Below are 24,925 nucleotides of genomic sequence, written 5' to 3' on the forward strand. Positions count from 1 at the left end.
ACCTGAAACCCAGCCGTAAAGGCGATGTTCCATTTCCGCCGGCATAAGTGGATGTATAAAGCCGGATGGCTCCGAATTTATCCACATCAGCGAGCGGTATTCCAACACGCTCAGCCAGAGCTAGTTTATTAGACAATGTCTGCCCGTAGGTCGGGTCTATTGTTCCGACAGAACCCGCATTACCGTCTCCATACCAGCTAACCCATTGTTGCGCCCAGTCAGAACCCAGGCCGAAGATAGCGGTGTTTTTAATCTGGTCATAATAGTAATAATTCCCGCCACCGCTATATACCGGGTTCCCGGTAGCGTCTGTCCACCAGGCCCAGAAGCCATAATAGTTATTCGGGTCTTCTTCTATGCTGACCGATTCTAATTTAGAAGTGTCATACAAAACGATAATATTTCCCCAGACATAGTCAGGCGCAGTGGCATCAAGTTCAAAATACACCACGTCGCCAATATTGGCTTGGACAGAATCGCTGTTGTTAGGGCCTGTAACCTTGTAATACCAGATGGTCGGCGGCTGTGGTGTTACTACATTAACGGTAATAGACGCCTCGGTATACGGTGGGAAGCCGTGCGCTCCGGCAATGCCCCTGAATCTAAACAGATAGGTATAAGAGCCAGCCGGTTTATTAATCCTAAGGGTTTGATTGAGTTGACTGCCGAAGGTAAAGCCGCTGCCTGCAATAGTGACCCCATTTTCAGACAAAGACCACTGGTAAATTGACACATCGGTTGAGGCAATAAGAATAATCTCGTAATCAGTATCGGGCAGGGCTGTAAAAGGCCCGGCTATGGTAACCGTAGAACCATATCCCGTGTTGGTCTGGGTATTGTCTTGGGCCCAGGTTAAGGAACTGAATAATAGGAAGATGACAAGGATTGAGGTTAATCCGATTCGGCCTATGCTATAGTTTTTTTTCTCCATCTTATTGCTCCTTTCAGGTTATGAATTATTTGATGCATTATCATTATTAAATGTATTATAACCGCTTTATGTATTTTGTCAAGTGGAAAATTATATTTTATGGAGTTCTGCTATGATAGAATTTGGCGCTCTAAAGTAATTTCTCGTAAATCCGGTATTTTTTATAGACCTTGGCGCCCAGGGTGTCCATTATCCGGTTCATCATCAGGTTGTCCTCCAGTATCCAGGAGAATTCGCCCTGGAAGATGCCCTTGGCAAACCCGTTCTTGATGGTGTGTAAATAGAACAGGACGTCCAGGCCGCGTTTCTGGTATTCGCGCTTGACCCCCATAGTCAATAGCCGCAGGGTGTCTATCTTTGATTTGCCGAAGATGAAATGGAATACACCGAAGGGCAAGAGTCGGCCGTTGCATTTCTTGATGATGACGTTGTAGTCCGGCAGGGCCAGCGAAAATCCGGCCGGAGTCCCGTCTATCTCGGCTACCAGCGCCAGGTCCGGGTCAACCAGTTTCTTCATATCAGCCGCCATATACTCGAATTCCGCATCGGTCATGGGCACGAATCCCCAGTTTTTGCTCCAGGCGTTGTTGTAGATGTCCTTGATGGCCTTGATTTCGGCCATGATGTTCTTGACGTCCAGTTTACGCACCTTGATGGCCGGGTCAGCCAGGACCCGTCCGGCCAGGCGCTCCAGCCGGGGCACCTTCTCCTCAATGGACCTGTCCGCAAAGTAGGCGTATAAGTCCTTGGCCTTGGCCAGGCCGCTATCCGCCATCAGGTCTATATAGTAAGGCGGGTTATAGGTCATCATAATCAGGGGCGAGGAATCAAAGCCTTCAATCAGCAGGCCGCAGGTGTCGTTGGTGGAGAAGTTCATCGGGCCGCGGATGCGCTCCATTCCCTTTTCTTTACAGAACCGGCTGGCTGCATCCAGGATGTATTTTGCCGCCTCAAGCGAGTTGATACACTCAAAGAACCCGAAGAACCCGGTCTTCTCTTCGTGGAATTTATTATGGTTGTGATTGATGATGGCCGCCACCCGGGCCACGGGCCGGCCGGAATCGTAAAGCAGGAAAAGCGAGACCTCGGCGTTCTGATGGAATGGGTAAACCGCCGGATTGAGGAGTTTCTTGTCCTCGCTGATTAACGGCGGGACCCAGTGGGGGTAGTCTTTGTAGATTTTGCTGGCCCAGGGAAACATGATGAATTCGGTCCAGGGCCGGCAGGGGGATTGTTTGAGCACGAACTTTTCCATAATTTGGAGTAAACGGATTAAGTGGATGACACACCCCTAAATCCCCTCTTTTTAGAGGGGACTTTAAATATCAGTGTCCATCTGTGTTAATCTGTGGTTTCGCCATGAATTCAGGGTCCACCCAGATACTGGCGTCTTCAAGGAGCTTGTCTTTTAATTCCTTGACGCCGCGGGAGAATTTCAAGTTAAACAGTTCCCGCCTGATTTCCTCCTGGATGGCCGGGGTATCAAAGGCGGGCTTGGATTCGCTCTTGTCTTCCACCTTGGCGATGATGAAGCTCTTTTCGGTCGTGATAATCGGGCTGATTTCGCCGACCTTCAGGGAGAAGATGACCGGCTCCACCTCATCGGCAAAGGTGCCTTTGGCGGTCCAGCCCCAGTCACCGCCTGACTCGGCCTTGACCTCTGAATACTCCTTGGCCAGTTCAGCGAAGTCCTCGCCTTTCTGAAGCCGGGCCAGGAGTTTCTCGGCCAGAGATTTCTTTTTTATCCGTTCTTCGCCATCCGCTGTTTTAAGGATAATCTGGCGGGTCTTGACCTTGGCCGGCTGTTTAAACTTATCCGTATTCTTCTCAAAGTAGTTCTTGATTTCCTGGGGCGAGACGTAGGTATCGATGATAAAATCAGCCGGGTTCTTGCCATCCAGCCGGTGGACGCCGATTTTGCCCTGGATATACCTGTCCCGCAACAATTGTTTCCTTCTGTCAACGGTGTAGTCTTCAATGGTCATACCCAGCGGGGCGAGGATGTTTTTAGCGAATTCTTCCATAGTGATGGAATGGGTAAAGCTTTCCTTAACCACCTTTTGCGCTTCCTCGTTGGTGACCTTGATATTTTCCTTGACGGCCTGGTTGGTGATGACCTCATCCTCAATCAGGGTCTGGAGCGCCTTGGGGCTATCAGAGTCCATAATCATAGCCCGGCGGACCACATCGCGCAGGGAGATGAAACTTTGATTGACCCGGGCGACAATCCGGGCGCCTTCGGATTCGGAGGGCGGCCTGGGTTGTTCCCTTTCTCTTTCCTGGGCCGAAAGGGCCAGGCCGGCCGAGCAGATAAATAATATCCAAACCAGGTGTTTCATATTTTTGACTATCATAACAAAATAATTAGCGGAGTCAAGTAAACCCCGTTAGAGATGCTTGGTTAAAGCGGGTAAATATTTTATAGCATCTGGATGAGAATAAAATTTGCAGAGAAGAGATGCCTGCCCCGAAAGCTTTCGAGGCAGGGCTATCTCTAACGGGGTAAACCCCATACATAATTTGCATCCCTCCCTACGAACGGTTCTGGGCATCCCACAGTTGGCAGTTAAGGGCGAGGGTAAAGTTTTCAGGTTAAATTGCCGATGTTAGCGATACAAAGAGGGACACAAAGGGTTCCCGGAAATCATTATTGGTTATTTTGTGGCATTACCCCGCAATTCGCTTCGCGGTCTCTGCGGAGTTCTGTGGGGTCTAAGAGCCAGTAACGACCATAGGTCTAACTGGCTCTAAGAAAGGTTAAATATGTTGAGAAACAGAAAAATACTGGTGGTTATCGTATCCGTGGCGATAATTTTTACCTTCTCTTATCTGGTGATAGCCCGGACGGCCAATTCCCAGAACACAGCCACTCCGCCGGATTTAATTACGCTGAAAGAGAATAATATACTGGAGTTGGGATTTTCCGAAACTAAAGCGTCACCGGTCGTCTATCATTCTATTATTGTAGATAAGGCCGCGGTCTGCCTGGAGGTCAAGGACCGCCAGCCGGTCCAGGAATGCCAGCGCATCAATGCCAGCGCCGGCAGGATTTTCTGCTGGTCCATGCTGTTAAACGGCCAGGGCAAGAAGGTCCGCTACATCTGGTATATCGGGGAAAAGGCCTCGGCCAGCAGCTGGCTGACCATCACCAGCAACCGTTTTAGGGCCTGGTGCCCCAGAAAGATTGACCCCAAGGCGTCCGGGCCGGCCCGGGTGGATATCGTGGATGAACAGGGGCGCATTCTCAAGAGCATAGAGTTTGAGATTATCCCCAGCCAAGGGCGGGGTAATCTGCATATTAAATATTCCTGATAATATTACAAAAATCTTGACCCCGCACATAAATTATATTAGACCCTGAAACAAGTTTAGGGTGACAGAAAGAGCGGGATTTCAAGGAGTTTTTATAACTAACGCGCTTATGGCGGAGTTGACGAGTATAAATATTTTATAGGAAGCAGTAAAATATGCGAATAAAAAGACCGAAGGATTTATATTATTCAGAAACCCATCTTTGGCTGAAATTGGAAGAGAAGAACGAGGTGGTGTTGGGCGTGACCGACTACCTGATTAGGAATATGGAGACCATAAACTCCATCAAACTGCCCAAAGTCAAAAGCGAGATTGAACAGGATGCTTTCTTCTGCGAGATTGATACGGATGACGGGCTGACCACGTTGATATCTCCGGTGAGCGGCAAGATACTGGAGGTCAACAGCGACTTGACCAAGAATCATAACCTGCTTCTGGAGGATAATTACGACGAGGGCTGGCTACTGCGGATAAAACTCACCGACCCGACCGAGGTGGAGAGCCTGATTTCCTACGATGAATACAACGAGTTTATCGAAAGCGAATTAGCGGAAGCAGACGAAGACGCGGATGAGAACGAAGAGACAGAATAACCAACAGCCCGGCTATCTTTTGGCCCCTCAGAACGATCACCCTGAAATTGCCTTTCCAGATAATCTTCCGGTAAAGCCCCTTATCCCAGATTTTCACCGAGCCCCGATTGCGTGATATTTTGCCTTCATAAGTAAGATACGCCATCCGGTGGTCCGGCAGCGGTTTTATCGGCTGGGTGAACGGGTTGGCGCGGCAGACCCGGGGCAGGCGGTCCAGCGACCAGGTCTTCAGGACGCCGGCGGATTCCAGCATCAGGTCAAAATGGCAGCTTTTTCGCTTACTGTGTTTCTGGATGACAAAACGGGGCATATTAATTTGAGAGGTTGAAAACTCCCCGACCACTCATTTGGTTGGCGATACCGTAACCACAATCTCATTATTGCAGTTATAGCAGGGGATTCGGGCGCCGTCATTGAACAGGACCATATTATATTTCTGGCCGCAGCCGGCGCAGATAATCTGGCGCTGGGCCTGGAAATCAACCACCTTTTTCAGCTGGTCATCGGAAATAAAACCTTTTTTGACCATAATTTCGCCCAGCCGCAGGAAATGGGTGTCGTTTATCATCAACTGCATTCCCAGGCTTTCCTCCACCTGCTTGTCGGTGGCAAAGCCCAGGCGCATTAATAACCGGCCGAACAGGTTATCCTGTTTGATCCGGCGGGACTGATTGGCCTTGAGTTCCAGATTCCGGCGCTGGACGTCTATCAGGAACTGCAATTGGTGGGGCGCCAGATACTGTTTGGCGATTAGAAGTTCGCCCAGGGATTTCCAGTGGGAGTTATTCTTCTGCTCATTAAGGCATTCTTCCAGCTGTTCCTGGGTAATCAGGCGTGATTTCACCGCAATCTCACCGAAGACTAAATCTTCTTTTGAAGCCATAATATTAATCCAATCAAACTTTTGGCGTCGGTTATCCCGTTGCTTTTAACAAGGTGTCTAATCTCGGAACGATTGAATATTTTATAGGTTATTTTTTCGTCCGGGTCAAGTTTTTGGGCGGTGGGCCGGAGATTTTCAGCCAGATACAGGCGCATCTTTTCGGTGCAAAAACCCGGGCAGGTGTAGAATTCCATAATCTTCTTCAGCCGGCCGGCCAGGAAACCGGTTTCTTCTTCTAATTCTCGTTTGGCACAGGCCAGGGGTAACTCTCGTTTGCCGAGCGTGCCGGCCGGAAGTTCCCAGAGATATCGACCCGCGGCATAGCGGAACTGCCGGACCAGGATGATCTTGTTCTTGGAGATAAGCGGGATAATGGCCACCGCGCCCGGATGAACCACGGTTTCGCGCAGGATTTCATTGCCCGCCGGGTCTTTCAGATGAGTTTTGTAGAGTTTGATGATCCTGCCGGCAAATATCTTCTTGTTACTGAGGATTCGCATAAGAGAATCTTTTGACGGCCTGGAGCAAGACGGATTCCGGGGAAGTCAGGGAAACCCTGATGTAGCCCTCGCCGTATCTGCCGAAGCCAATGCCTGGCGTGGTGTGCACATGGAATTTAGTCAGGAGATATTCGCAGAATTCCAGCGATGATTTCCAGCCCTTGGGCAAAGGCAGCCAGATGAAACAGGTGGCATCCGGGGCAACCGGGTCAAGCCCGATTTGGCACAAGCCGTTTACCATGATATCCTGCCGGCGTTTGTAGACACCTCTGATTTGGGCGACTTCTTTTCTGGTCTGGCCGGTATTTTCCGTGAGCATCCGGGTCACGGCCCGCTGGATGGCCAGAAAGGCGCCGGAGTCGATATTCATCTTTATCTGGCCGAGCGCTTCGATGACCTGGCTGTTGCCGGCGGCCCATCCGATGCGCCAGCCAGCGATATTAAACACCTTGCTGAATGAATTAATTTCCACAGCCACATCCTTGGCGCCTTTTATAGAAAGTATAGAAACCGCCGGTTTCTTGAAATACATCTCGCTGTAAGCCGCATCCTGACAGATGATGATGTTGTATTTCCTGGCAAACCGGATTGCCTCTTCGTAGAATTCCCTGGGCGCATCAGCCGAGGTTGGGTTATTAGGATAGTTTAAGAGCATCAACTTGGCTCTTTTAGCCACAGCCGGCTTAATAGACTTAAAGTCCGGCAGGAAATTATTTTCCATGAGCAAGGGCATATCAACCGGAACTCCGCCAGCCATGATAATGGCCGAGAGATAGCAGGGGAAGTAAGGATTGGGCAGCAGGACCACTTCGCCGGGGTTGACCAGCGCCATAATCAGGTGAACCAGTCCTTCCTTGGAGCCGAGCAGGGACCAGATCTCAGTATCGGGGTTGATTGCGATGCCCTTTTGTTTATGCCAGTCAGAAATAGCCTGGCAGAAAGCGCGTGTGCCTTTATACGGCGGATAACGGTGGATATCAGGTTCGTTTAAAGCCTCCCTGAAATATCCTTTGAGCCGCGCCGAAGGCGGGATATCCGGGTCGCCGACCGAGAGGTCTATCAGGTCGTTGCATTTAGCTTTGACGCAATCTCTTTTATGGTCAAAGTCCGCGAACATATAGGGTGGCAGTTTCACCAGCCGTTCGGCCTTGACGTTTTTTAGTGTCATTAATTTGACTCTCAATAAGTAATAATATAAAAATACCCCCACAGGGATTCGAACCCTGGTCCTGAGACTGAGAATCTCATATCCTAGACCACTAGACGATGGGGGCATGGCTGCGGGATTAGGATTCGAACCTAAATAGCAAGATCCAGAGTCTTGCGTCCTACCATTAGACGATCCCGCAATCGGATTGTTTTAGATAATATATGATATGGGGTTTAGCAAGAAAAAGATGAAAAAACCTATTATTGGCATTAACGGCAACCTGACCAAAGACGGGCGATATTCAAAACTCAGCCAGGAATATAGCCGCGCGGTCCTTAAGGCCGGAGGAATTCCCGTTATACTGCCGTCCTTGGCGCTTATAGGCAACGGGATATTGGAACTAATTCTTGATAGGATAGACGGATTACTTTTGAGCGGAGGGCACGATTTATCGCCGCGCCATTACGGTGAAAAGATATTTAATAAGAAGGTGATATTGCTGCCCGAGTTAAAGCAAAGGTTTGATTTGGCATTAACACAGGCGGCGCTTAAGCGGAAAATGCCGATTCTGGGAACCTGTTATGGAGCCCAGTTAATCAATGTGGCTCTGGGCGGAAATCTCTTCCAGGATATTGCCACCCAGGTTAAATCTGCCATTGGCCACAGGAAGAGCTGTCATAAAGTGTATCTTTGTGAAGGGACGTTGTTACACCGCATTATCGGCCGAAATTATATTATTACCAATTCCACACATCACCAGTCAATCAAGACGCCAGGTAGAAACTTGCTTATAAACGCACGAGCTGAAGACAGCATAATTGAAGGTGTCGAAACCCCGGGCGGATTTTGCCTGGGGGTGCAATGGCACCCTGAACGCATGATGGACAGCAAGGATCAGATTGCGCTACTTAGGGCGTTTATTCAATACGCCACGCGGTAAAAATCTGATGTCAATCGGCTTGACGGAACCATTTCCCGTTACCTTTAACAAAATAGATTGATATGGTTTAAACAGGAGTGACACTTTTTTATCTCCGTTATTTATTCTGATATCGATATGTCTTTTAATCGTCTTTTCTGTGAACGATTGCCCGTATGCCAAAGGATAATGTAGGTTCTGCGCCATCGGATGGGCAAAGAAGATGTAATAATCCTTGCCGGTAACACGGCACCAGAAATCAGGCAAATTCCGTCCTTTAACCAGAGGCGGATTCACGGCTATCTTGCTGAAGCTTGAGGAGACATTTTTTAGGGTCATCAATTCGGAAACCATTTTGTTGTACGCGCTGGTTTTTACCCGGCCCGGTTCTTTGGGTCTGTGTTTGAGGCAGATTGGCAGGCTTTGTTTGGCCAGCCGGACTATTTCGATCAGCGCTTCTTTATCTATCCATTTTGTGTCTATGTATAGCGAGGTGAATCTGGCGCCCCCACAATGAAGGACCCCTTTTTTATACTGGGCGTTCTTTAGAAAAGATGCGGATATCCAGAGCGGGTGATAGCCCTTTAGTTCCGCAGGTATTTTCGTATAGTGCATCTCCCAGTGGAAAAATGCGCTGGGTTTGGCCATATTTTGGGGTAACCGGTTCAGCATCCAGGTGTCTTCTATGGGCAGATAGACCGCTACATCAGAATATGTTTTCCCCTGTTTCATTATGGCGCTAACCTTTTGCATATAGCGATTAAATACCGGCAGTTCATCCGCAAAGCTACTGTCCGGTCCGACATGGACCGAGGCGTAAAATTGATTATTACCGCCCTGAGGATTATAGGGCATGCCATGCCAGAATATTTGGTTGACGCCGTTGGCAAACATAGCATCAGCCAGGAGTTTTAGGTCAGCGGTTAGTTCCTTCTTGTAAAACGGCGCAGGTCCCGGTCTGGGTTTCCAGCCGTAAGGACAGGTGAATGTTTCGGCTGAGACCGTCTTAAGCCCGGCCAGGGCGGCGGCCGATGCTGGTATTACGGAAAAATCCGGGTCAAACAGAATCGCCTCTGATTCCGGAATATCACCTGAGGCATAAGCTGCCAGTAAGTCAGTCGGCGAGCCATGGCATTGCACGCGGGCCAGCGCTTTAAGCCGATGACAGACATCGGTAAACGGCTTGTAGAATTCATTCAGGATATATTCGGCCAGTAGTTTGCGGTAATCGTATCGGAGATTAGGATATTTATCGAGTTCGGCCATAAATGGCTCAATGGCGTATCCGAATCGTTGGCGGAATGTCCGGCCGAACCCCTTTGCCCAGAGTTGTTTGGTGTCCACCTCCCAGGAATCGCAGAACAGGGTGGATGTTGAGCCTTTCAGTGCCGGTGTCAGAGCCCGGCCCATCGCCTGTGAATAGTGTTGCAGGGCGGATTTATCAAGGTGATTGAGTATATAACCAGGTTTGGTTGAGTAGGCGCTTTCCCAGGAATGATAGAGCCGCTGTTCGGCCAGGCCTTTGAATGTTCTTGAAGCGTCCTTTTTCTTAACAATAGAGCCGCCGAATGGCCAGAGCGAGCCGAAAGTGAAATCACAGCCCAAGCCGATTTTATCGGCATGGCGTTTGGTGAAACTCACCAACCGTGACCACTTCTTGCTCAGCCATTTGGGGCCACGTGACTGATTCGACAAGGGATAAACCCAGGCAATTTCCACGCCGCCGAAATTATTTTTCTTAAGCCAGTTCAGTTGAAAACGGATATCCTCAGGCCTTATCTTGTTGGAAAACCACCACCAGCGGGTATATGGTTTTGATGATGTATATAAATTCATCTGAGTATCTTTAGCGCTTCCCGGAATACCTCTTCTACAGTGATTGATTCCATGCAGGTGGGTTTGTCGCACCTGCGCTTCTGGCAGGGGCTGCAGGGTAAATCCTTCCTGACCACGGCTATTTTATTTCCTGCATTAGCAAGGTGATAAGGTGCATATATGGCCGGGTCCTTTGGTCCGTAGAGCCCTAATACATTGCATCCCAGCAGATTAGCTAGATGCACAGGCGCAGAATCACTGCCGATAAATAATTCAGCCCGTTTTACTAAAGCGGCCAGTTTATTGAGCGATATCTGCTCAGCGAAAATTAAGGGCTTGCTTTGCATCTGGGCGGAGATAGATTCGGCCAACGGTTTTTCCTTGCCGGCCCAGGAGATGATGCATATGGCTTTAAATTTCTGGGTTAGCCGGTCAGCTAATTGCGCGTATTTGGCTGGCGCCCAACGTTTAAAGAGTCCGAATTCGCTCGTGCCCGGATGCAGGATGATTATGGGTTTATTAGATGGGTTATTCTCGGTCAGGAATTCATCAACATGTGCTTTGTCAGCCGGGCTGAACAGGCTTGGTATTTTTCTCCAGTTGAAAACGCCCGTATTTACGCCGAGTTGGTTAAGGATATAAAGATTTCGTTCCACTCGATTCATCTTTTTATCCGGCAAGGTCACCTTATGATTGGTAAAGAGCGCGTTGCCCTCCTTGGCCGGTTTCATTCCGACCAGGATTTTAGCCCTGCTTAATGAGGTGATTAGCCCGCTTTTGAGATTACCCTGGAAATCAATGGCTACATCAAACTTATGCCGGCGCAATTCCTGGATAAGTCCAAGCGCCTTGGTGATTTTCCCGTGGCTGCGCCTGTGCCATACGAAAACCTGGTCAAGATAAGGGTTCCCGACCAGCAAATCGCCAGCCTTGTCTTCGACCACCCAGCCGATAAAACTCTTGGGGAAATTCTGCCTCAAGGCGGTCAGCGCCGGGATGGTATTGATGACGTCGCCTATGGCGCTTAACCTGACTATCAGAATTTTATTGAAATCCATGTCTTTTTAGTTTATATGATGATAGGTTGATAAGTAAATAAAAACAGAATCATCTGAAGTTAACTTACCAAATTATCAGCTGGTATATTATCAACTTATCTGAGAAAGTAAAGCAATGTTGACCATTAAGGATAGTTTCCCTGATGTAATTATCCCGGCGTATTTTAAGGTTAAAGAATCGGCCGGCGAATGGCGGATCATCCATTCTGAATATGAGTCGGCTATAGATTCCTTATTCAGCGTCGGAGGCAACACGCCAGGGGCGGGAACTGTTCAGGGCCGGGGTGACTATCCGGTGGTTAAGATAAAATCGTCAACCGGAAAGGAAGATGAGGGTGTTATTAGGGTTTACAGGCGTGGCGGGCTGGCTGGACTGGTATTACCGGATATATTTAACAATGCCAGAAGACAGTTAAACGAACTGGTCTTGACCGAGATGGGACGTATGAACGGAGTTCCATTACCGGAAATTATGGGACTTCAGATAAAATGGGTTCTGCCGTTTTTCTACCGGGCTAGAATTGTGGTTAAAAAGGTTTCGGATGCTGTGACACTGGAAGAAACACTCTCTTTTCTGGCTAAAGAAGGCGATAATCGCAAAGAATTATATACCAAGAAAATTAACCTGATTGCCTCGCTGGTTAAGGCCATCAGGCAGCTCCATAATGCCGGGATATACCATCGCGATTTGAATATCCGCAATATTCTTGTTAAGCGAGGAGGCCTGGATTTCACATCCTATATCATAGATTTAGATAAGTCCGCTTATGAGCTCGGTTCAAAAGGGCTTTCCCTTGATAAAAGGATTGATAATTTGATTCGGTTAAACCGCTCCCTGGATAAAATGCTGTTTAAAACCGGACAATCTTTCAGGAGCGTTATCAGTCATACGGATCGGCTGCGTCTTTTTGAGTCATATTTCCGAGATGCTGGATTAACTCAGGCTCAAAAGCAGATAATAATAAACAAATGCCTCAAGGAGGCCGGACTGCATAAATGGTGGTGGAAATTGATTTACCCCCGCCTATTCATTTGATAGCATAATAAATATGTATAAACGAATTCTGATTAAATCACCCAACTGGCTCGGTGATGCCGTAATGGCTTTGCCTACCGTTAAGGGTATGCGAACCTTGTTCCCGGAGAGCCACCTGGCCGTCCTGGTGAAATCCGAATTGGCAGACCTGTTCCAACACGATTCTGATATCAATGAGGTTATCAGTTACGAATCCAGAAAGGGATTGAAACGGCTTAGTTCGGAATATAAACTAATTAAAGAGGTTAAGTCCAAAGGGTTTGACCTGGCCCTGATTTTGCCCCGTTCGTTTCATTCCGCGCTGATTGGCTTTTTGAGCAAGATACCTAACCGGATTGGCTATTCAGCCGATTCACGCGGCAAGTTATTGACCCAGAGTTTGCCCCGCGATAAGGAATCTATTACCCAACACCGGGTTTATTATTTTCACAATCTCCTGAATATTATAGGCCGGCCGGTGTCGTTCTCGGCGCCCAGAATCACCATCCCCAAGGCCATCCGGGATTGGGTCACAGATAAACTGGCCTATGTCAAGGGGCACGCGGTAGTTGGTTTGAATCCGGGCGCGACCTATGGCTCCGCTAAATGCTGGCCGGCTGAACGATATGCCCGGTTGGCTAGGGAATTAATCAATAAGAAAAAGGCCTGGGTGATAATATTCGGCAGCCCGGCCGAAGAGAAACTCGGCGCCTCCATCGCCAGGCAGATTAATCATCACCAGGTCCTGGATTTTACAGGCCAGACCTCCATCACCCAGATGGCCGGATTACTGGCGGGCTGTAAATTACTGGTGACCAACGACACCGGCACGATGCACGTAGCGGCCGCGGTAAATACGCCGGTCGTGGCCATTTTCGGTCCGACCGACCATGTGACCACACCGCCCTTTGGCAGCAACCATACGATTATTCGTAAGGAGGTGGCCTGCAGTCCCTGTCTGAAGCGGACATGTCCGACCGACCACCGTTGTATGACCCTTATCACAGTCGAGGATATCTATAAGGAGTGCGAAAAATACCTGTAAAATATGGAAAAGATTAGCGTTTGCATCATCTGCTTTAACGAGGAAGAAAATATCCGCCAATGCCTGGAGTCCGTAAAATGGGTGAAGGACAATGGCGGAGAAATAGTTGTTGTTGACTCCTTCAGCACGGATAAAACCCTGGAGATTGCCAGGCAATACACGGATAATGTTTTTCAAAACAAATGGCCCGGATTCGTGAACCAGAAGAATCATGCTTTGTCTTTGGCTCAGAACGAATGGGTCCTGTCCGTGGATTCCGATGAGGTAATTTCCGACCAATTACGGGACGAGATAGTCGCCGAATGGGGCAATGGCGGTTATGAAAAAACAGACGCCTATTGGATGAAGCGGCATACGTTTTATTTAGGCCGGTGGATAAACCACGGCGGCTGGTATCCGGATTATAAAATCCGGCTGTTCCGCAGGAGCCAGGCTAAATGGGGCGGGCTGGGCCTGCATGAACGTATCGCAATGAACCAGGGTTCAACTGCCAGAAAATTAAACAATGATATCATTCATTATACCTATAAAAACATTTCTCATCAGATAAAGACCATAGACTCATTTTCCGATATTTCTTCAGAGACGTTGGTAAGTGAAAGTAAAACCTTTTGTCTTTGCAGCCTGCTTTTCAGGCCGCCGGTAAAATTCATAGAGACATATCTGGTTAAACTGGGGTTTCTGGACGGACTGCCCGGGCTGATTATTTCGGTGGCCTCCGCATTTTATGTCTTTATTAAATACGCTAAAATGTGGGAGACGCAGAGTACACAGAGTAAAAAGGATAATACAGGGTAAATCCATTAGGGTAGTTTGTGTAATCTATAATCAGTGGAATCTGCGAAATTTGTGGTTATGAAGATAGCTTTCGTCGTCTACAATTGGTCGGAGTCCAAGGGCGGAGTGGAACGTTACGCCTACAATTTAGCTGATTATTTGGCCAAAGAAGGGGACGAGATTCATATTTTCTGCCATCGAGTGTTCGAAAAGCCAAAGTCAGATAAAATAACCTTAAATATTGTCCCGACTTTCCCTTTTTACTCTCCGTTGAAGTATCTTTTTTTTGCCCGGAATGTTGCTAAAATGCTAAACGATCAAGGATTTGATATCATTCAGCATTTCGGACGGACTTATTATTGTGCTTCTGGTCCAACCAGACCAGTTAGCCAGGTCTATCGAATTGGATATGGCTGCCACTGGGAATACCTTAAATACAGGTATCCATCGATGAACAACATCTTTGGCAGAATTATCCAGCATCTTAATCCCAGAAACCGGATTGTTATGCATCTGGAAAGGAAAAGTTTTGCCGAGGCGCGACGAAGTCATATTGTTTCCGGGAAAAGTGCCTGTAGTGAGGTGATTTGTAACTCAAAACGCGGAAAAGAAGAAGTCCAGAGATATTATCATATTGCTGACGAAAACATACGGGTTATTTATAATGCAGTTGATCTTAATAGGTTTAATGTTGGTAATAGCGAAAGGTATCGTTCCCAAACAAGAAGCAAAATGGAATTGGAAGAAAGCGATACGGTGCTTTTATTTGTCGGTAATAACTTTGAGATGAAGGGTTTACGGTTTGCCATAGAAGGAATGGCTCTCGTTCCGGCTGATAAACGCTCCCATATCAAACTGTTAGTGGTGGGTGACGGAAATGCTGCCAGATATAGAGCCGTTGCTAAGAAGTACAATATTGAAGGTCAGGTTTTATTTGCCGGTTCTCAGTCACAAATTGAACGTTATTATGCAGCAAGCGATATATTTCTGTTTCCACCCCTGTATGAGCCGTCCAGCAATGTTTGCTTGGAAGCAATGGCTAGCGGCTTGCCGGTTATTACGACAAGAATAAACGGCGTGTCTGAAATTATTTCTAACGCGACTGATTCCTTTATAATAGAAACCTCTTCTGATACCAAAACCATTGCAGAAAAAATTATTTTTCTTCTTGACCAGGCCAGACGCAAGAGCATATCAAAAGCCGCTGCGTTAACCGCCTCTAAATACTCATTTGAAGATAATTTCAAGCCGGTAAAAGAATTGTATAAGGAGATAATTAAAAAGTGATTTTAGGGGCGCGAGCCTACATCTTCTTATATTAAATGACTTGTTCACTTGAATTCCAGCGGTTCGCGCGCCGGCAAAGCAGTCTAGGGATGGGTGCCTATTTGAGGATCAGTAAAAATAATTTTGGGGATAACTTGTGGTTTTATAAGATCTTGCCTGACCTTAAACGCCTTGCTTGAAAAGGGTGATAGCCGACCGGCATAATTTTGTTGTAAGTCTTTGATGTATATGCTACTCATATTGCATATACATGAAAAAAACCATTTTAATTCTGATTGTTTTGCTGGGGTTGACATTTACGGTACGTATAATTGTCGCCTTTAATACATATATTATGACCGAAGACGGGCCATTTTATTTGAATACGGCCCGGGAATTATCCGAAGGTAATTATAAGGAAATTACGGGCAAGCTGATTTTTCATCCGCTTTATCCGGCTTTGATTTCAGTTACGCATATACTTCTCAATCCTATCTTTAATATAGATTGGGAATGGGCCGGGATGTTGATTTCCATCATATTCGCCACGCTGGCCATAATACCACTCTATTTCATCGGCAGGCGGTATTTCCCGAGCCCGGTGGTTATTGCCGGTTGTATTCTCTACGCTTTTCATCATCGGGCGGTGGAGCTTTCGACTTCAATATTTACCACCGGTGTGTTTATCGGAATATTTATTTTTGCTTTATGGGTAACCATTATCGCCCTGGAATCGAATAAATATAGATATTTCTTGATATCGGGATTGCTGTCATTCGTAATGTATTTGATTCGGCCCGACGGGGTGATATTTCTTGCCGTTTCCGTATTGGGTTTTGCAGCCAATTCGTTAAGGCCAACGGCCAAAAATAAAATCACTACTAATAAAAAAGTCGCAGCTATTTTTATGTTAATTGTCCCGTGGCTGTGTCTGATGCCGCTGTATCTTTCGATTTATCCCGCTTCTGGTGGGACGGCCTTTACTAACAAGGTGTCCGTAAAAAAGATGGTTGGATTAACCGAAAATTCCGGCTTACATGACGATGCGCGAAATACGGTTGACGGTGTTACTAGCGAAGAAGGCAGCCGTCCTGTTAAACCTGTGAGCCCATACCTTAACGGGCTTTATTTGCTGGCCTACTATTTTATCAAGGGCGCCAATCCTTTATTGCTTTTATTATTGGCGGTAGGCTTTGTTGGCTATTTCAGGAGAAGCACTACGGCCGGATCAGCCCTGCCCAGATCCGGCTCTTTAGTTCCTGGAGAATCTTGGGGGCAAAAACCCGAAACGGGCGAAACCCAAAACACCCAGGCGGATATAACAGGCGGATTGGGGAACGCTTATAGGGGTGATTCCTTTTTCATTTGGCTGGTGTTTATAATGTTTACCTTGGTGTTTTTCCGTTACGCGATAAGCTATGAAAGATTGAGCACCCGTTATACCGTGCCACTTCTTATAATATTGCTGGCGTGGGCGGCCAGCGGATTGTATTCTATCGCAGTGGTTGTTTCCCGGTTGAGTAGAAGCCGAGGTAAAGAAGCCACTAAAAAGATTTATTATGGCCTTTTAATTGTTGTCATAGTATTTTTCTCGTTTTATACATTTCGGCCTGTGCGCAAATTTAAGGTTATCGAGAAAACCACCGGGGAATTATTAAATAAATATCACTCAGCCCGGACGGACGCGGGAAATCGCCCGGCAGTCATTATTACTAAAATGCAACGCCTCGCATATTATGCCGGCGGAGTGAATGTTATCCCTGATGCGTGGAGTAAAGACAACCAGAAGATGGACGATATTATGGGGTCCTTGAAGGATGCCATAAGGCAGAAAGACGTAGACTATCTAGTTCTGGATAGCCGGATAATCCGCAATCTCCCGAATTTGGAAAAGGAATTGGCCAATCTCGATGGGGATATTAAGGCGGAATTAATCTCGCAGTATTTTGATAAGGTCGGCGGTGATTATTACCGGGTGTACCGGTTTCTCCGGAAAAGATAATAGCAGTAAGATATTAGAGAAGGATGTTTGTCTTTCTCTGGCATCCGGATGCTTGTATCTAACCCTTGTTTTTTATGCTGAGTTTTATTCGCTTTGATAAAAAGCCCTATCGTTGGTTGATCAACCAGGCGCATCGTCGGTGGCTTGAGGATAATCTTATCGGCAAAGAACCATTGATTTATGATGCGGCTTCCAAAAATATATTCAAGAACAACAGTGCCCGGACTATTTTCCCCATGGATTTGTCAGGAATGAACCTTATAGTCAAGCGCTACAAGATAAAGAATTGGCTTGAAATGCTTAAGGCTACCTTCATTTCCAAGGCGCGCCAGGAAGTGAAATCTTCCGCTCATCTCATCCAGCAACACGTTGATACGGCCTATCCGCTGGGCGTGCTGGAGAAGCGCCATTACGGATTCACCACCGACGTCTTCGTGTTCCTTAAGAAAATCGATGGGGTGGTTTCCCTCAAGGAATTCTTAAATAAGCCGCTATCAATGGAAGCAAAGGATAACTTGCTTAATGCTCTGGGTGAATTCATCCGTAAGGTTCATCAGGCTCGGTTCTTCCACAAAGACCTTCATATTGGTAATATCCTGATAGAATCATCCTCGCTGGAGGCAGAAGCTCCAAGGCTGTACCTGATCGACCTGCACCGCAGTTCTATCCAGCCGCATTTTACTCAGGCGTATGGGATGTATAACCTGGCCCAGATGGTCTACTCTTTATCCTCGGCTCTGCCCTTGACCGATGCCTACAGGTTTATTCGGGCATACCGAGAGCTGGATTTCCGCAGAAGAGTATTCAGGGACTTTGTTAGGACGGTTTTTACTATGGTAGGAGATTTGCGCCATAAACACTGGCAGGCCCGCAACAAAAAATGCCTCAAAAATTCCTCAGCATACACCAGGGTAAAAGTGAGAAATAAAATAAGGTGGGAAAACGTATTTATCAGCCGCCACTATAATTACGATGATATTTCCAGGTTCATCGAATGCCACGATAAGATGGCAAGTCAGGAGCCGAATAAATTATTTAAATACACCAAAAATCATTCTATCTCGTGTATCCGCAACGGTTCAGCCGATGTGTTTATTAAGGAGTATCAATATTCGATATGGAATAAAATGTTAAGTTTTTTAGGCATTCACCCGGCCAGGAAAGAATGGTTTTCGTCCAGCGGATTGAACATCCGTTATGTTCAAACCGCTCCGTCCGTCGCTCTGGTAGAGAAAAAAGATCCGTTTTTTACCTGGGTCAACAAGGCCTATATGGTGACCAAAAAGGTCGAGGCCGGGCCGACCAACCAGTTCCTAATGCGTAACTTCGGCCTGCGCATCAGGGATAAAGAGGTGCTGGACAATAAGATACGATTTATCAAGCAGTTTGCCTTGGCTATCAAGGCCTTGCACCAGAAAGGCATATTTCATCACGACCTTAAGGCGAACAATGTCCTTATTGCGAATTCACCAACACGCTCTACGCTCGGAGTTTACACTGAGCAGATTCGATTCTCTCACCGTAAACTTAGCGAATGTGCTCAACGCGATTCTTTCTATTTCATCGACCTCGATCGCGTTGACTTTAACCGTGAGGTCTTGTTGGACGAGCGGATAAAGAATCTGGCCCAGTTAAATGCAGCCGTTACAGACGTAATTACAAGAACGGACCGACTGAGATTCTACCGGTTTTATTCTTATGGAGAGGAATGCCTGCCTCATAAAGATGAGAAGGAGATTATCAGGAAAATAATGCAGGCAACCATCAAAAGGCAGCACTTCTGGCCGCCGCAGGGCTAAGGCTTGGTCTTCCATCTGCGGTGCATCCACATCCATTGTTCCGGATGCGCGTGAATCATCTGTTCAATATTAGCCGTAAATGCCCGGGTAATCTGTTCCACCTCTTTACCCGCCTCAAGCGCAGGCAGGGCGCATCGTTCAAAAGAGAGGGTGTAATAAAACTTATTCGGCCGGGCCCGGTAGCAATAGAGCATCAAGAGTGGGGTTCCCAATTTCATGTGCAGCATGGCCGGCGAGCGGACCGTGGATGCTTTTATTCCCATAAAATCCACAAAGACTCCTCCTTGGCGGGCGTCCTGGTCGCAGACCAGCGCCAGAATCCGGTTGTTCTTAAGCACCCGCATCATCTCCCGAACCGCATTGTCGTTGTAGATAATCCGCTGGCCCTGGAATCGGCGGGAGTAATTAAGCAGCCGGTCTGCCGCCGGATTAGGCATAAAACGCGCTACGGAATTCATTATATGGCCCAGCATGCTGATAGTGTATCCGCTCAATTCCCAGTTGCCGAAATGAGCCACTATGAACATTACGCCCTTGCCGCTCTTGAGCGCCTCGTCCACCAAATCCAGCCCTTTGATTTCCACATATTTTTTATAATTATGCGGGCGTATTTTTCTTGGGAAGGAGAGCACCTCTACAAACATCATTGTAAAGTGCTCAAAGACGCCTTTGAGGATGAGCCCTAATTCCTCAGCGCTTTTATTGGGATAGGCCATCTTCAGGTGCTGGAGGCCCCGCTTACGGAACTTGGTGGGGAAGAAGAAGATGACATCCGCCAGTAATCTTGTCAGCGCAAGCGAGCCATTCAGCGGAAAGGACATGAGAAAGGCGCTGATTGCCTTCAGCAGGAAATATTCTATGGAATTAGGTAGTTTTATCATCTTTTGCCTGGGTTGAGATTGATGGTCGTCTATTCATGTATTTAAACCGGACAAAAATCATAATCCAACTGGCCACCAGGTATGTCACGAAGAATAAAATGGCCCCCACAATCAAGATATCCTTATTATAATCGGCAATGCTTTTTATGATATTCCATTGGAGGAAATAATCCAGGGCCAGGAAAACTATCAGGCAGACCGTAATTATCCTGAGGACCTTAATAATCTTAAAAATAATCATAGATTCTCCTTTATACTCAATCTCTTGGAGGTGGTAATTTTGTAGAACGACTCCAGTTGCTCCTTGAAATGCTCCTCAAGTTTCTTGGTATCCAGCCGTTTCTGGGAGGAGTCCTTGAGTTCCACCGTATAATCCCCGATTTCCCCGACGGTGATGTCCTTCTGCTCCAGCTGCTGCTTTACGGTATCGGTTAATAAATCCTCTTCTTCTTCCAGCGCCTTACGCTGTTCCTTAACGTTCAGGAGTTCGCCCAGTATTTTGGCCATTTCATCCAGGTTCAGGTCCGCCACCTTCTTGCCGCCCGCCCCGGCCCAGCACATTTTTTTATAATCGCAGTAACGGCAATGCCAGTCCGTGATTTCATAAGGCCGGTCCGGCAGGGTCTGCTGCGCCAGGTGCGCCTCGACTGATTTCAGCCGGGCGAAGAAATCGTTAACCACGTTTTCGTTATAATCAATCAGGAAATCATAGAACCGGGCCGTGTCCTTGCATTTATACAGCAAAAAACCCTGCTTGGTTTCTATTTTGTAGATCGACTGGACAAAGTGGAGATACAATTGCAACTGGATGACATGATCTTCCTTGGGGCCTTCCCGGATGATTTCGTCAAATCCGTAGCGGTTAATGGATTTTATTTCCAGGACATAGTGGCGGTCATTGAGTTTGAGCAGGGCGTCAAGCTTACCGGAGATATTTCGTTCCTTATCGCGCAGGGGAGCTTCCTTCATTATCACCTGGACCTTGCCGCTTTCTTCAAGTTGCTGGACAATGGCCTTGTGGTGCATGTCGCCGTCCGCGAAGATGAAGAACAACCGGGCATCGGGTATGGCCGATGTTTCGCCCCGCCACTGGTAAACCAACGCCCGCAGGCATTTGGCTACGTCAGACGGCCAGTGCTTTTCCTTGGGATACCTGGGCCGGTCAGTCATCTTCTGCCTGGCGTAGTCCTTTAATAATTCTGATATCATAATTTATAAACCACAGATTACACAGATTAAATTATCCGTGGAATAAAACATATAATACGAATAATATAAATACAATTGCTGTAATAATTATTGCTTTCCAGTCCGTGCCTCGGTTAATTTTCTCGCCAGAAGCTTCAATGTTCTTTTCGATAGTCTTTAATTTATTGCCGCTCACGATGAATATATAAAGGCCAAAGAAACCGATAGCGGTTGAAAGAATAACACGGCTCCAGTTTATATGCGGGCCTGTAGCGTATGTGTTTAGGCGCAGCACCTCGACAATTAGACCCGGTAAACTAAGAACTGTGATTATCCCTCCGAACGCTTTATAGATTATATATTTTTTCATTTTATTGCGCTGATTTAATTATAATCTGTGTAATCAGTGGCTTATTTTATTTTCTATCGCTTTCAACGCCTTGTCGTACGAGTCCTTGAATGCCTTAATGCCGTCTTTTTGTATGCCCGCGCAGACCTGTTCCAGATTAATGCTGTTCTCGGCCAGTGCCTTTAATACATTCTGCGCCTCAGTCGGGTTCTTGCCTATGGTTATTGCCGGCTTGCCGTGGTCCTTGAAGGCAAAGAGCGTGGCGGTCGGGATGGTATTAATCGTCTCCGGCCCGATTAATTCGTCCACATAGAGCGTATCCGGATAGGCCGGGTTCTTGGTCGAGGTGCTGGCCCAGACAATCTTCTGGGCCCGGGCGCCCTTGTTGCGCAATGCCTCAAAGTCGTCCCCGCTGAAGAGTTTCTGGTAAAGCTGGTAGATGGCGCTGGCATTGGCCACAGCGGTCTTGCCCTTTGCTATACGCTCTAAGCTCTCAGCTCTATGCTGCTCTATCATTTTATCTATGGCCGAATCTGTCCGGCTGATAAACACGCTGGCTACGGAGAAAACATTGTTTAAAGGCATTCCCTTCTTGAGCCGCTCTTTCAGTCCTTCTATATAGGCGTTGGCCGAGTTGACATAATCCTGCTGGGAAAACAGGAGCGTGATATTGACATTAATACCCTCGGCAATCAACTGCCGGACCGCAAGAAACCCTTCCTGGGTGCCCGGCACCTTAATCAGGACATTGGGGCAATTGACCGACTTAAAGATTCTCCGGCCTGATTCCAGGGTCTGCTCGGTGTTATAGGCATAATCCGGCGAGACCTCGATGCTGACATACCCGTCGCAATAACCGCTGGCCTTACAGGCCTGGTCCAGCAATCCGCAGGTAGCCACAATATCCTTAATCGTGATGGCCTCGTAAATCTCGTCAACATTCTTGCCTTGCTTTGCCAGGGCCTTGATATCCGCGTCATAATCCGTTGACGAGGTGATGGCCTTTTCAAAGATGGACGGGTTTGAGGTCACGCCCGAAACCGCGTCCTCTGCGATGAGCCGTTTCATCTCGCCGCTTTTGAGTAGTTTGCGTTCCACGTTGTCATACCAGACGCTCTGGCCCAGTTTGGATAATTCAATTAATTTATTCATAATCTTTCTGCCACGAAGACACTAAGACACGAAGGAATTCTTAGTGCCTTTGTGCCTTAGTGGCTAATCTTAAGGTTTCTACGGCTTTCTTCGGGTCTTCGGACCCAAAGAAATAACTGGCCGTGACTAATATATTCGCCCCGGCCTTGATTGCCTCCGGCGCGGTTTTGTCATTGATTCCACCGTCCACCCTGATGTCGCCTTTGAATATCTGACGCAATTCTTTTATCTTAGGCAGGGCCTCGGGCATAAAACCCTGGCCGGAGAATCCCGGATTGACCGACATTATTGTGATCTCGTCTAACTCCTTAAGTATTTTATCCGTGGCGCACATTGGGCTGCCCGGATTAAATGCCAACCCGGCTTTCTTGCCGACTGATTTTATCTGCCTGATTACTGAAAGCAATCGCGCTTCATCCAGGGATTCAATCTCCTTGGGGAATTTGCCCAGGCCAGCACAGTGCGCCTTAAGCTTCCCGAAGCATTCAGCGTGAACCGTGATAATATCAGCGCCGGCCTTGGCAAACTCCTCAATATACCATTCCGGATTCTCTATCATCAGATGGGCGTCCATCGGCAATTTAGTGAGAGGGCGAAGGGCCTTGATAACCACTGGGCCGAAAGAGATATTAGGCACGAAATGGCCGTCCATGATGTCCATATGGAGCGAATCAACCCCGGATGACTGGCAGCGTTCCAGGGCCTTTTTCAGGCAGGAAAAATCCGCTGAAAGGATACTGGCGCTGACTTTAATCTCTGGCATAACCAAAGATTAACCTATGGCGGTTGTAAAATCAATAAATATCCGTATAAATGCAACCACAGATAAACTCCGCAGAGACCGCGAAGAGAACACGAATCACACGAACTAAGCGCAGCGTGAAACGGAGTACGCCGAAGGCGAACGCACGTAAATAAAGGCGAATTACACGAATAAATACATTTATAAGGAAGTCAGGAAAACAGGAATAATCTCTTAGGAAACTTTTTCTTCCAGGTATTTGCCTACTTCCCATTTGCCTTCTTTTAGCTGGAGCTTAAACTTGAAATATAGTCCATGAAGCGTACCCTGCCACTGGGTTATTTCAGCGTTAACCTCGCCTTTGTTTATCCATTCTATGTTTCTCACGGTCAAGACAGCGCCGGTTTCGTTAGTCGTTTTATCTTGGACCGCCCAGTGGGTGTAATCTATGCAAATGCATTCGGAAACCTTTTTAACTCTGTGATTTTTACAATCCTTGAATCTCAGCATAAATTCGTCATTGGGGTCTCTTGACGGGCCATTTGACGTATCGCGGATATAATAAATCAAATCCGGGGCATCTTTACCAACCCCGGAATCCATGTAATTGCGCAATAAAACCCCACGGATATCATCTTCCTGCTTCCGGCGTTCCTGCTCCGGCAGGTTGCTGGTGGTTTTTATAAAGTCCTCGTCATTCCAGAGCCACTGAAACTCCTTATTGCTTCTAGCTTTTAATTCATAGTGCAGTAATAAATTAATGGCGTGGGACAAACTGGTTAGAGCATTGCCTTTGTCTTTCCTTATTGAATATATGCAGGATGCGCCATACCAGGCAGAGGGGTTTGCCTGGTCAATCTCCAGGACTTTGATGCACAACTCTAAGGCTTTATCATCCCTGCCCAGCCGGTCAAGGGTAATGGATTTGTTATGCCAGACATTTGGGCTGGAAGTGCCGAGTTCCATTGCATTGGTATATGCTTGCAGGGCTTTTTTATATTTAACGGCTTTATATAGAGCGATTCCTTCGTCAACCAGTTTATCCGCAAACTTAGGTTTGGTTTTAAGGACTTCTTTATAGGCGGCTATGGCTTCGCTGTGCCGGCCTAAATCATCCAAGACCGCGCCTTTTTTAACCAGTGCTTTGGTATATGATGGGTTAAGTTCTAGCGTCTTGTCAAGCACCGCCAGGGCATCTTCAAATTTGCCGTCATTATATAGTTTTGACGCTTCAGCGCACAGTATCTGGGCGTCTTTAGCCGGTGTATGTTTGGACGTTTCTGTTGAAGCTGGTTGAGAAGCGCATCCGGCCACGGTAATCACGGCGCAGAGAAGACCGATGATGATAAGGATGATCCGACTCATACTGCTTTCCTTAGCAAATTAATGAGGGATAGTCAATGATAAATCAGCATGGGTAATTATCCGTGTTTTAGTGGTGTCATGCTGAACACCAAAGGTGACGTCTCTACTCGTTTCAGCAGCTGTGTTATGAGACCCTGAAACAAGTTCGCCCGGCGCGGTCCCTTCGGGTTCAGGGTGACAAAT

The 24,925-nt window shown here is 47.3% G+C and carries 25 protein-coding genes and 2 tRNA genes; 9 read left to right on the forward strand and 18 right to left on the reverse strand.

The window, feature by feature from the left end:
- The 3 genes from HZA49_08220 to HZA49_08230 form a co-directional block, all read right to left on the reverse strand.
- A partial coding sequence (locus tag HZA49_08220; GenBank protein MBI5779427.1) for a hypothetical protein occupies positions 1-931 on the reverse strand: 931 nt, incomplete at its 3' end.
- Positions 932-1,061: 130 nt separating this feature from the next.
- The gene (locus tag HZA49_08225) at positions 1,062-2,186 is read right to left on the reverse strand and encodes an N-acetyltransferase (protein ID MBI5779428.1); all 1,125 of its coding nucleotides are present in this window, start codon (positions 2,184-2,186) and stop codon (positions 1,062-1,064) included.
- Between the two features lie 70 nt (positions 2,187-2,256).
- Positions 2,257-3,285, reverse strand: a complete 1,029-nt coding sequence (locus HZA49_08230; GenBank protein ID MBI5779429.1) for a peptidylprolyl isomerase — start codon at positions 3,283-3,285, stop codon at positions 2,257-2,259.
- Between the two features lie 409 nt (positions 3,286-3,694).
- On the opposite strand from HZA49_08230, the gene HZA49_08235 reads away from it, so the two are divergent.
- Together HZA49_08235 and HZA49_08240 are read left to right on the forward strand one after the other, a co-directional pair.
- Positions 3,695-4,243 (forward strand): DUF2914 domain-containing protein, encoded by a 549-nt coding sequence (locus HZA49_08235; protein ID MBI5779430.1) that lies wholly within the window; start codon positions 3,695-3,697, stop codon positions 4,241-4,243.
- 155 nt (positions 4,244-4,398) lie between these two features.
- Positions 4,399-4,836: a glycine cleavage system protein H gene (locus tag HZA49_08240; GenBank protein MBI5779431.1), complete on the forward strand. Its 438-nt coding sequence runs from the start codon at positions 4,399-4,401 to the stop codon at positions 4,834-4,836.
- Here the strand turns inward: HZA49_08240 and HZA49_08245 are convergent.
- From HZA49_08245 to HZA49_08270, 6 genes are all read right to left on the reverse strand, one after another.
- Positions 4,775-5,146, reverse strand: a complete 372-nt coding sequence (locus HZA49_08245) for a hypothetical protein (GenBank protein ID MBI5779432.1) — start codon at positions 5,144-5,146, stop codon at positions 4,775-4,777. The genes HZA49_08240 and HZA49_08245 overlap by 62 nt on opposite strands.
- A 33-nt stretch (positions 5,147-5,179) precedes the next feature.
- Positions 5,180-5,719 carry a hypothetical protein gene (locus tag HZA49_08250; protein ID MBI5779433.1) on the reverse strand — a complete coding sequence of 180 codons (540 nt, stop codon included), beginning with the start codon at positions 5,717-5,719 and terminating at the stop codon, positions 5,180-5,182.
- A complete protein-coding gene (locus HZA49_08255) occupies positions 5,698-6,219 on the reverse strand; it encodes an NUDIX hydrolase (GenBank protein ID MBI5779434.1) in 522 nt (173 codons plus the stop codon). Before HZA49_08255 ends, HZA49_08250 begins: the two co-directional genes overlap by 22 nt.
- Positions 6,203-7,387: an aminotransferase class I/II-fold pyridoxal phosphate-dependent enzyme gene (locus tag HZA49_08260; protein MBI5779435.1), complete on the reverse strand. Its 1,185-nt coding sequence runs from the start codon at positions 7,385-7,387 to the stop codon at positions 6,203-6,205. Before HZA49_08260 ends, HZA49_08255 begins: the two co-directional genes overlap by 17 nt.
- A 33-nt stretch (positions 7,388-7,420) precedes the next feature.
- Positions 7,421-7,493, reverse strand: a tRNA-Glu gene (locus HZA49_08265).
- 1 nt (position 7,494) lies between these two features.
- Positions 7,495-7,568, reverse strand: a tRNA-Gln gene (locus HZA49_08270).
- Between the two features lie 48 nt (positions 7,569-7,616).
- Here HZA49_08270 and HZA49_08275 point away from each other — a divergent pair.
- Positions 7,617-8,309, forward strand: a complete 693-nt coding sequence (locus HZA49_08275; GenBank protein ID MBI5779436.1) for a gamma-glutamyl-gamma-aminobutyrate hydrolase family protein — start codon at positions 7,617-7,619, stop codon at positions 8,307-8,309.
- Here the strand turns inward: HZA49_08275 and HZA49_08280 are convergent.
- Both HZA49_08280 and HZA49_08285 read right to left on the reverse strand, forming a co-directional pair.
- Positions 8,274-10,124: a hypothetical protein gene (locus HZA49_08280; GenBank protein MBI5779437.1), complete on the reverse strand. Its 1,851-nt coding sequence runs from the start codon at positions 10,122-10,124 to the stop codon at positions 8,274-8,276. The genes HZA49_08275 and HZA49_08280 overlap by 36 nt on opposite strands.
- Positions 10,121-11,161 (reverse strand): glycosyltransferase family 9 protein, encoded by a 1,041-nt coding sequence (locus HZA49_08285; GenBank protein MBI5779438.1) that lies wholly within the window; start codon positions 11,159-11,161, stop codon positions 10,121-10,123. Before HZA49_08285 ends, HZA49_08280 begins: the two co-directional genes overlap by 4 nt.
- Positions 11,162-11,276: 115 nt before the next feature.
- Here HZA49_08285 and HZA49_08290 point away from each other — a divergent pair, with 115 nt between their 5' ends.
- From HZA49_08290 to HZA49_08315, 6 genes are all read left to right on the forward strand, one after another.
- Positions 11,277-12,197, forward strand: coding sequence for a hypothetical protein (locus tag HZA49_08290; GenBank protein ID MBI5779439.1), 921 nt, complete (start codon positions 11,277-11,279; stop codon positions 12,195-12,197).
- Between the two features lie 13 nt (positions 12,198-12,210).
- Positions 12,211-13,221, forward strand: coding sequence for a lipopolysaccharide heptosyltransferase II (gene waaF / locus HZA49_08295; protein ID MBI5779440.1), 1,011 nt, complete (start codon positions 12,211-12,213; stop codon positions 13,219-13,221).
- Positions 13,222-13,224: 3 nt separating this feature from the next.
- Entirely contained in the window at positions 13,225-14,019 is a 795-nt protein-coding gene (locus HZA49_08300) for a glycosyltransferase family 2 protein (protein MBI5779441.1), read from the forward strand.
- A 57-nt stretch (positions 14,020-14,076) separates the two neighbouring features.
- A complete protein-coding gene (locus tag HZA49_08305) occupies positions 14,077-15,285 on the forward strand; it encodes a glycosyltransferase family 4 protein (GenBank protein ID MBI5779442.1) in 1,209 nt (402 codons plus the stop codon).
- Positions 15,286-15,535: 250 nt separating this feature from the next.
- Positions 15,536-17,266: a glycosyltransferase family 39 protein gene (locus HZA49_08310; GenBank protein MBI5779443.1), complete on the forward strand. Its 1,731-nt coding sequence runs from the start codon at positions 15,536-15,538 to the stop codon at positions 17,264-17,266.
- A gap of 74 nt (positions 17,267-17,340) precedes the next feature.
- Entirely contained in the window at positions 17,341-19,065 is a 1,725-nt protein-coding gene (locus HZA49_08315) for a protein kinase (protein MBI5779444.1), read from the forward strand.
- Here the strand turns inward: HZA49_08315 and HZA49_08320 are convergent.
- The 7 genes from HZA49_08320 to HZA49_08350 form a co-directional block, all read right to left on the reverse strand.
- Complete coding sequence (locus tag HZA49_08320; protein MBI5779445.1) at positions 19,062-19,946, reverse strand: lysophospholipid acyltransferase family protein; 885 nt, start codon at positions 19,944-19,946, stop codon at positions 19,062-19,064. The genes HZA49_08315 and HZA49_08320 overlap by 4 nt on opposite strands.
- On the reverse strand, positions 19,930-20,187 hold the full coding sequence (locus HZA49_08325) for a hypothetical protein (protein MBI5779446.1): 258 nt from the start codon (positions 20,185-20,187) through the stop codon (positions 19,930-19,932). Before HZA49_08325 ends, HZA49_08320 begins: the two co-directional genes overlap by 17 nt.
- Positions 20,184-21,155 (reverse strand): Dna2/Cas4 domain-containing protein, encoded by a 972-nt coding sequence (locus HZA49_08330; protein ID MBI5779447.1) that lies wholly within the window; start codon positions 21,153-21,155, stop codon positions 20,184-20,186. Before HZA49_08330 ends, HZA49_08325 begins: the two co-directional genes overlap by 4 nt.
- Positions 21,156-21,186: 31 nt before the next feature.
- Positions 21,187-21,504, reverse strand: a complete 318-nt coding sequence (locus tag HZA49_08335; GenBank protein ID MBI5779448.1) for a hypothetical protein — start codon at positions 21,502-21,504, stop codon at positions 21,187-21,189.
- A gap of 33 nt (positions 21,505-21,537) precedes the next feature.
- A complete protein-coding gene (tal, locus tag HZA49_08340; protein ID MBI5779449.1) occupies positions 21,538-22,635 on the reverse strand; it encodes a transaldolase in 1,098 nt (365 codons plus the stop codon).
- A gap of 40 nt (positions 22,636-22,675) precedes the next feature.
- Positions 22,676-23,398 carry a ribulose-phosphate 3-epimerase gene (locus HZA49_08345; GenBank protein MBI5779450.1) on the reverse strand — a complete coding sequence of 241 codons (723 nt, stop codon included), beginning with the start codon at positions 23,396-23,398 and terminating at the stop codon, positions 22,676-22,678.
- 213 nt (positions 23,399-23,611) lie between these two features.
- Positions 23,612-24,742: a tetratricopeptide repeat protein gene (locus HZA49_08350; GenBank protein MBI5779451.1), complete on the reverse strand. Its 1,131-nt coding sequence runs from the start codon at positions 24,740-24,742 to the stop codon at positions 23,612-23,614.
- Positions 24,743-24,925: the final 183 nt, after the last annotated feature.

The organism is Planctomycetota bacterium, from assembly GCA_016235865.1.
In the GTDB taxonomy this organism is placed as follows: domain Bacteria; phylum Planctomycetota; class MHYJ01; order JACQXL01; family JACQXL01; genus JACRIK01.

Coding starts and splice junctions, on each gene's coding strand:
- HZA49_08350 (MBI5779451.1), bottom strand. CDS start 24,742: ATGAGTCGGATCATCCTTATCATCATCGGTCTTCTCTGCGCCGTGATT.
- tal (MBI5779449.1), bottom strand. CDS start 22,635: ATGAATAAATTAATTGAATTATCCAAACTGGGCCAGAGCGTCTGGTAT.
- HZA49_08290 (MBI5779439.1), top strand. CDS start 11,277: ATGTTGACCATTAAGGATAGTTTCCCTGATGTAATTATCCCGGCGTAT.
- HZA49_08275 (MBI5779436.1), top strand. CDS start 7,617: ATGAAAAAACCTATTATTGGCATTAACGGCAACCTGACCAAAGACGGG.
- waaF (MBI5779440.1), top strand. CDS start 12,211: ATGTATAAACGAATTCTGATTAAATCACCCAACTGGCTCGGTGATGCC.
- HZA49_08310 (MBI5779443.1), top strand. CDS start 15,536: ATGAAAAAAACCATTTTAATTCTGATTGTTTTGCTGGGGTTGACATTT.
- HZA49_08230 (MBI5779429.1), bottom strand. CDS start 3,285: ATGATAGTCAAAAATATGAAACACCTGGTTTGGATATTATTTATCTGC.
- HZA49_08280 (MBI5779437.1), bottom strand. CDS start 10,124: ATGAATTTATATACATCATCAAAACCATATACCCGCTGGTGGTGGTTT.
- HZA49_08245 (MBI5779432.1), bottom strand. CDS start 5,146: ATGCCCCGTTTTGTCATCCAGAAACACAGTAAGCGAAAAAGCTGCCAT.
- HZA49_08240 (MBI5779431.1), top strand. CDS start 4,399: ATGCGAATAAAAAGACCGAAGGATTTATATTATTCAGAAACCCATCTT.
- HZA49_08300 (MBI5779441.1), top strand. CDS start 13,225: ATGGAAAAGATTAGCGTTTGCATCATCTGCTTTAACGAGGAAGAAAAT.
- HZA49_08330 (MBI5779447.1), bottom strand. CDS start 21,155: ATGATATCAGAATTATTAAAGGACTACGCCAGGCAGAAGATGACTGAC.
- HZA49_08325 (MBI5779446.1), bottom strand. CDS start 20,187: ATGATTATTTTTAAGATTATTAAGGTCCTCAGGATAATTACGGTCTGC.
- HZA49_08255 (MBI5779434.1), bottom strand. CDS start 6,219: ATGCGAATCCTCAGTAACAAGAAGATATTTGCCGGCAGGATCATCAAA.
- HZA49_08305 (MBI5779442.1), top strand. CDS start 14,077: ATGAAGATAGCTTTCGTCGTCTACAATTGGTCGGAGTCCAAGGGCGGA.
- HZA49_08320 (MBI5779445.1), bottom strand. CDS start 19,946: ATGATAAAACTACCTAATTCCATAGAATATTTCCTGCTGAAGGCAATC.
- HZA49_08225 (MBI5779428.1), bottom strand. CDS start 2,186: ATGGAAAAGTTCGTGCTCAAACAATCCCCCTGCCGGCCCTGGACCGAA.
- HZA49_08285 (MBI5779438.1), bottom strand. CDS start 11,161: ATGGATTTCAATAAAATTCTGATAGTCAGGTTAAGCGCCATAGGCGAC.
- HZA49_08335 (MBI5779448.1), bottom strand. CDS start 21,504: ATGAAAAAATATATAATCTATAAAGCGTTCGGAGGGATAATCACAGTT.
- HZA49_08250 (MBI5779433.1), bottom strand. CDS start 5,719: ATGGCTTCAAAAGAAGATTTAGTCTTCGGTGAGATTGCGGTGAAATCA.
- HZA49_08345 (MBI5779450.1), bottom strand. CDS start 23,398: ATGCCAGAGATTAAAGTCAGCGCCAGTATCCTTTCAGCGGATTTTTCC.
- HZA49_08260 (MBI5779435.1), bottom strand. CDS start 7,387: ATGACACTAAAAAACGTCAAGGCCGAACGGCTGGTGAAACTGCCACCC.
- HZA49_08315 (MBI5779444.1), top strand. CDS start 17,341: ATGCTGAGTTTTATTCGCTTTGATAAAAAGCCCTATCGTTGGTTGATC.
- HZA49_08235 (MBI5779430.1), top strand. CDS start 3,695: ATGTTGAGAAACAGAAAAATACTGGTGGTTATCGTATCCGTGGCGATA.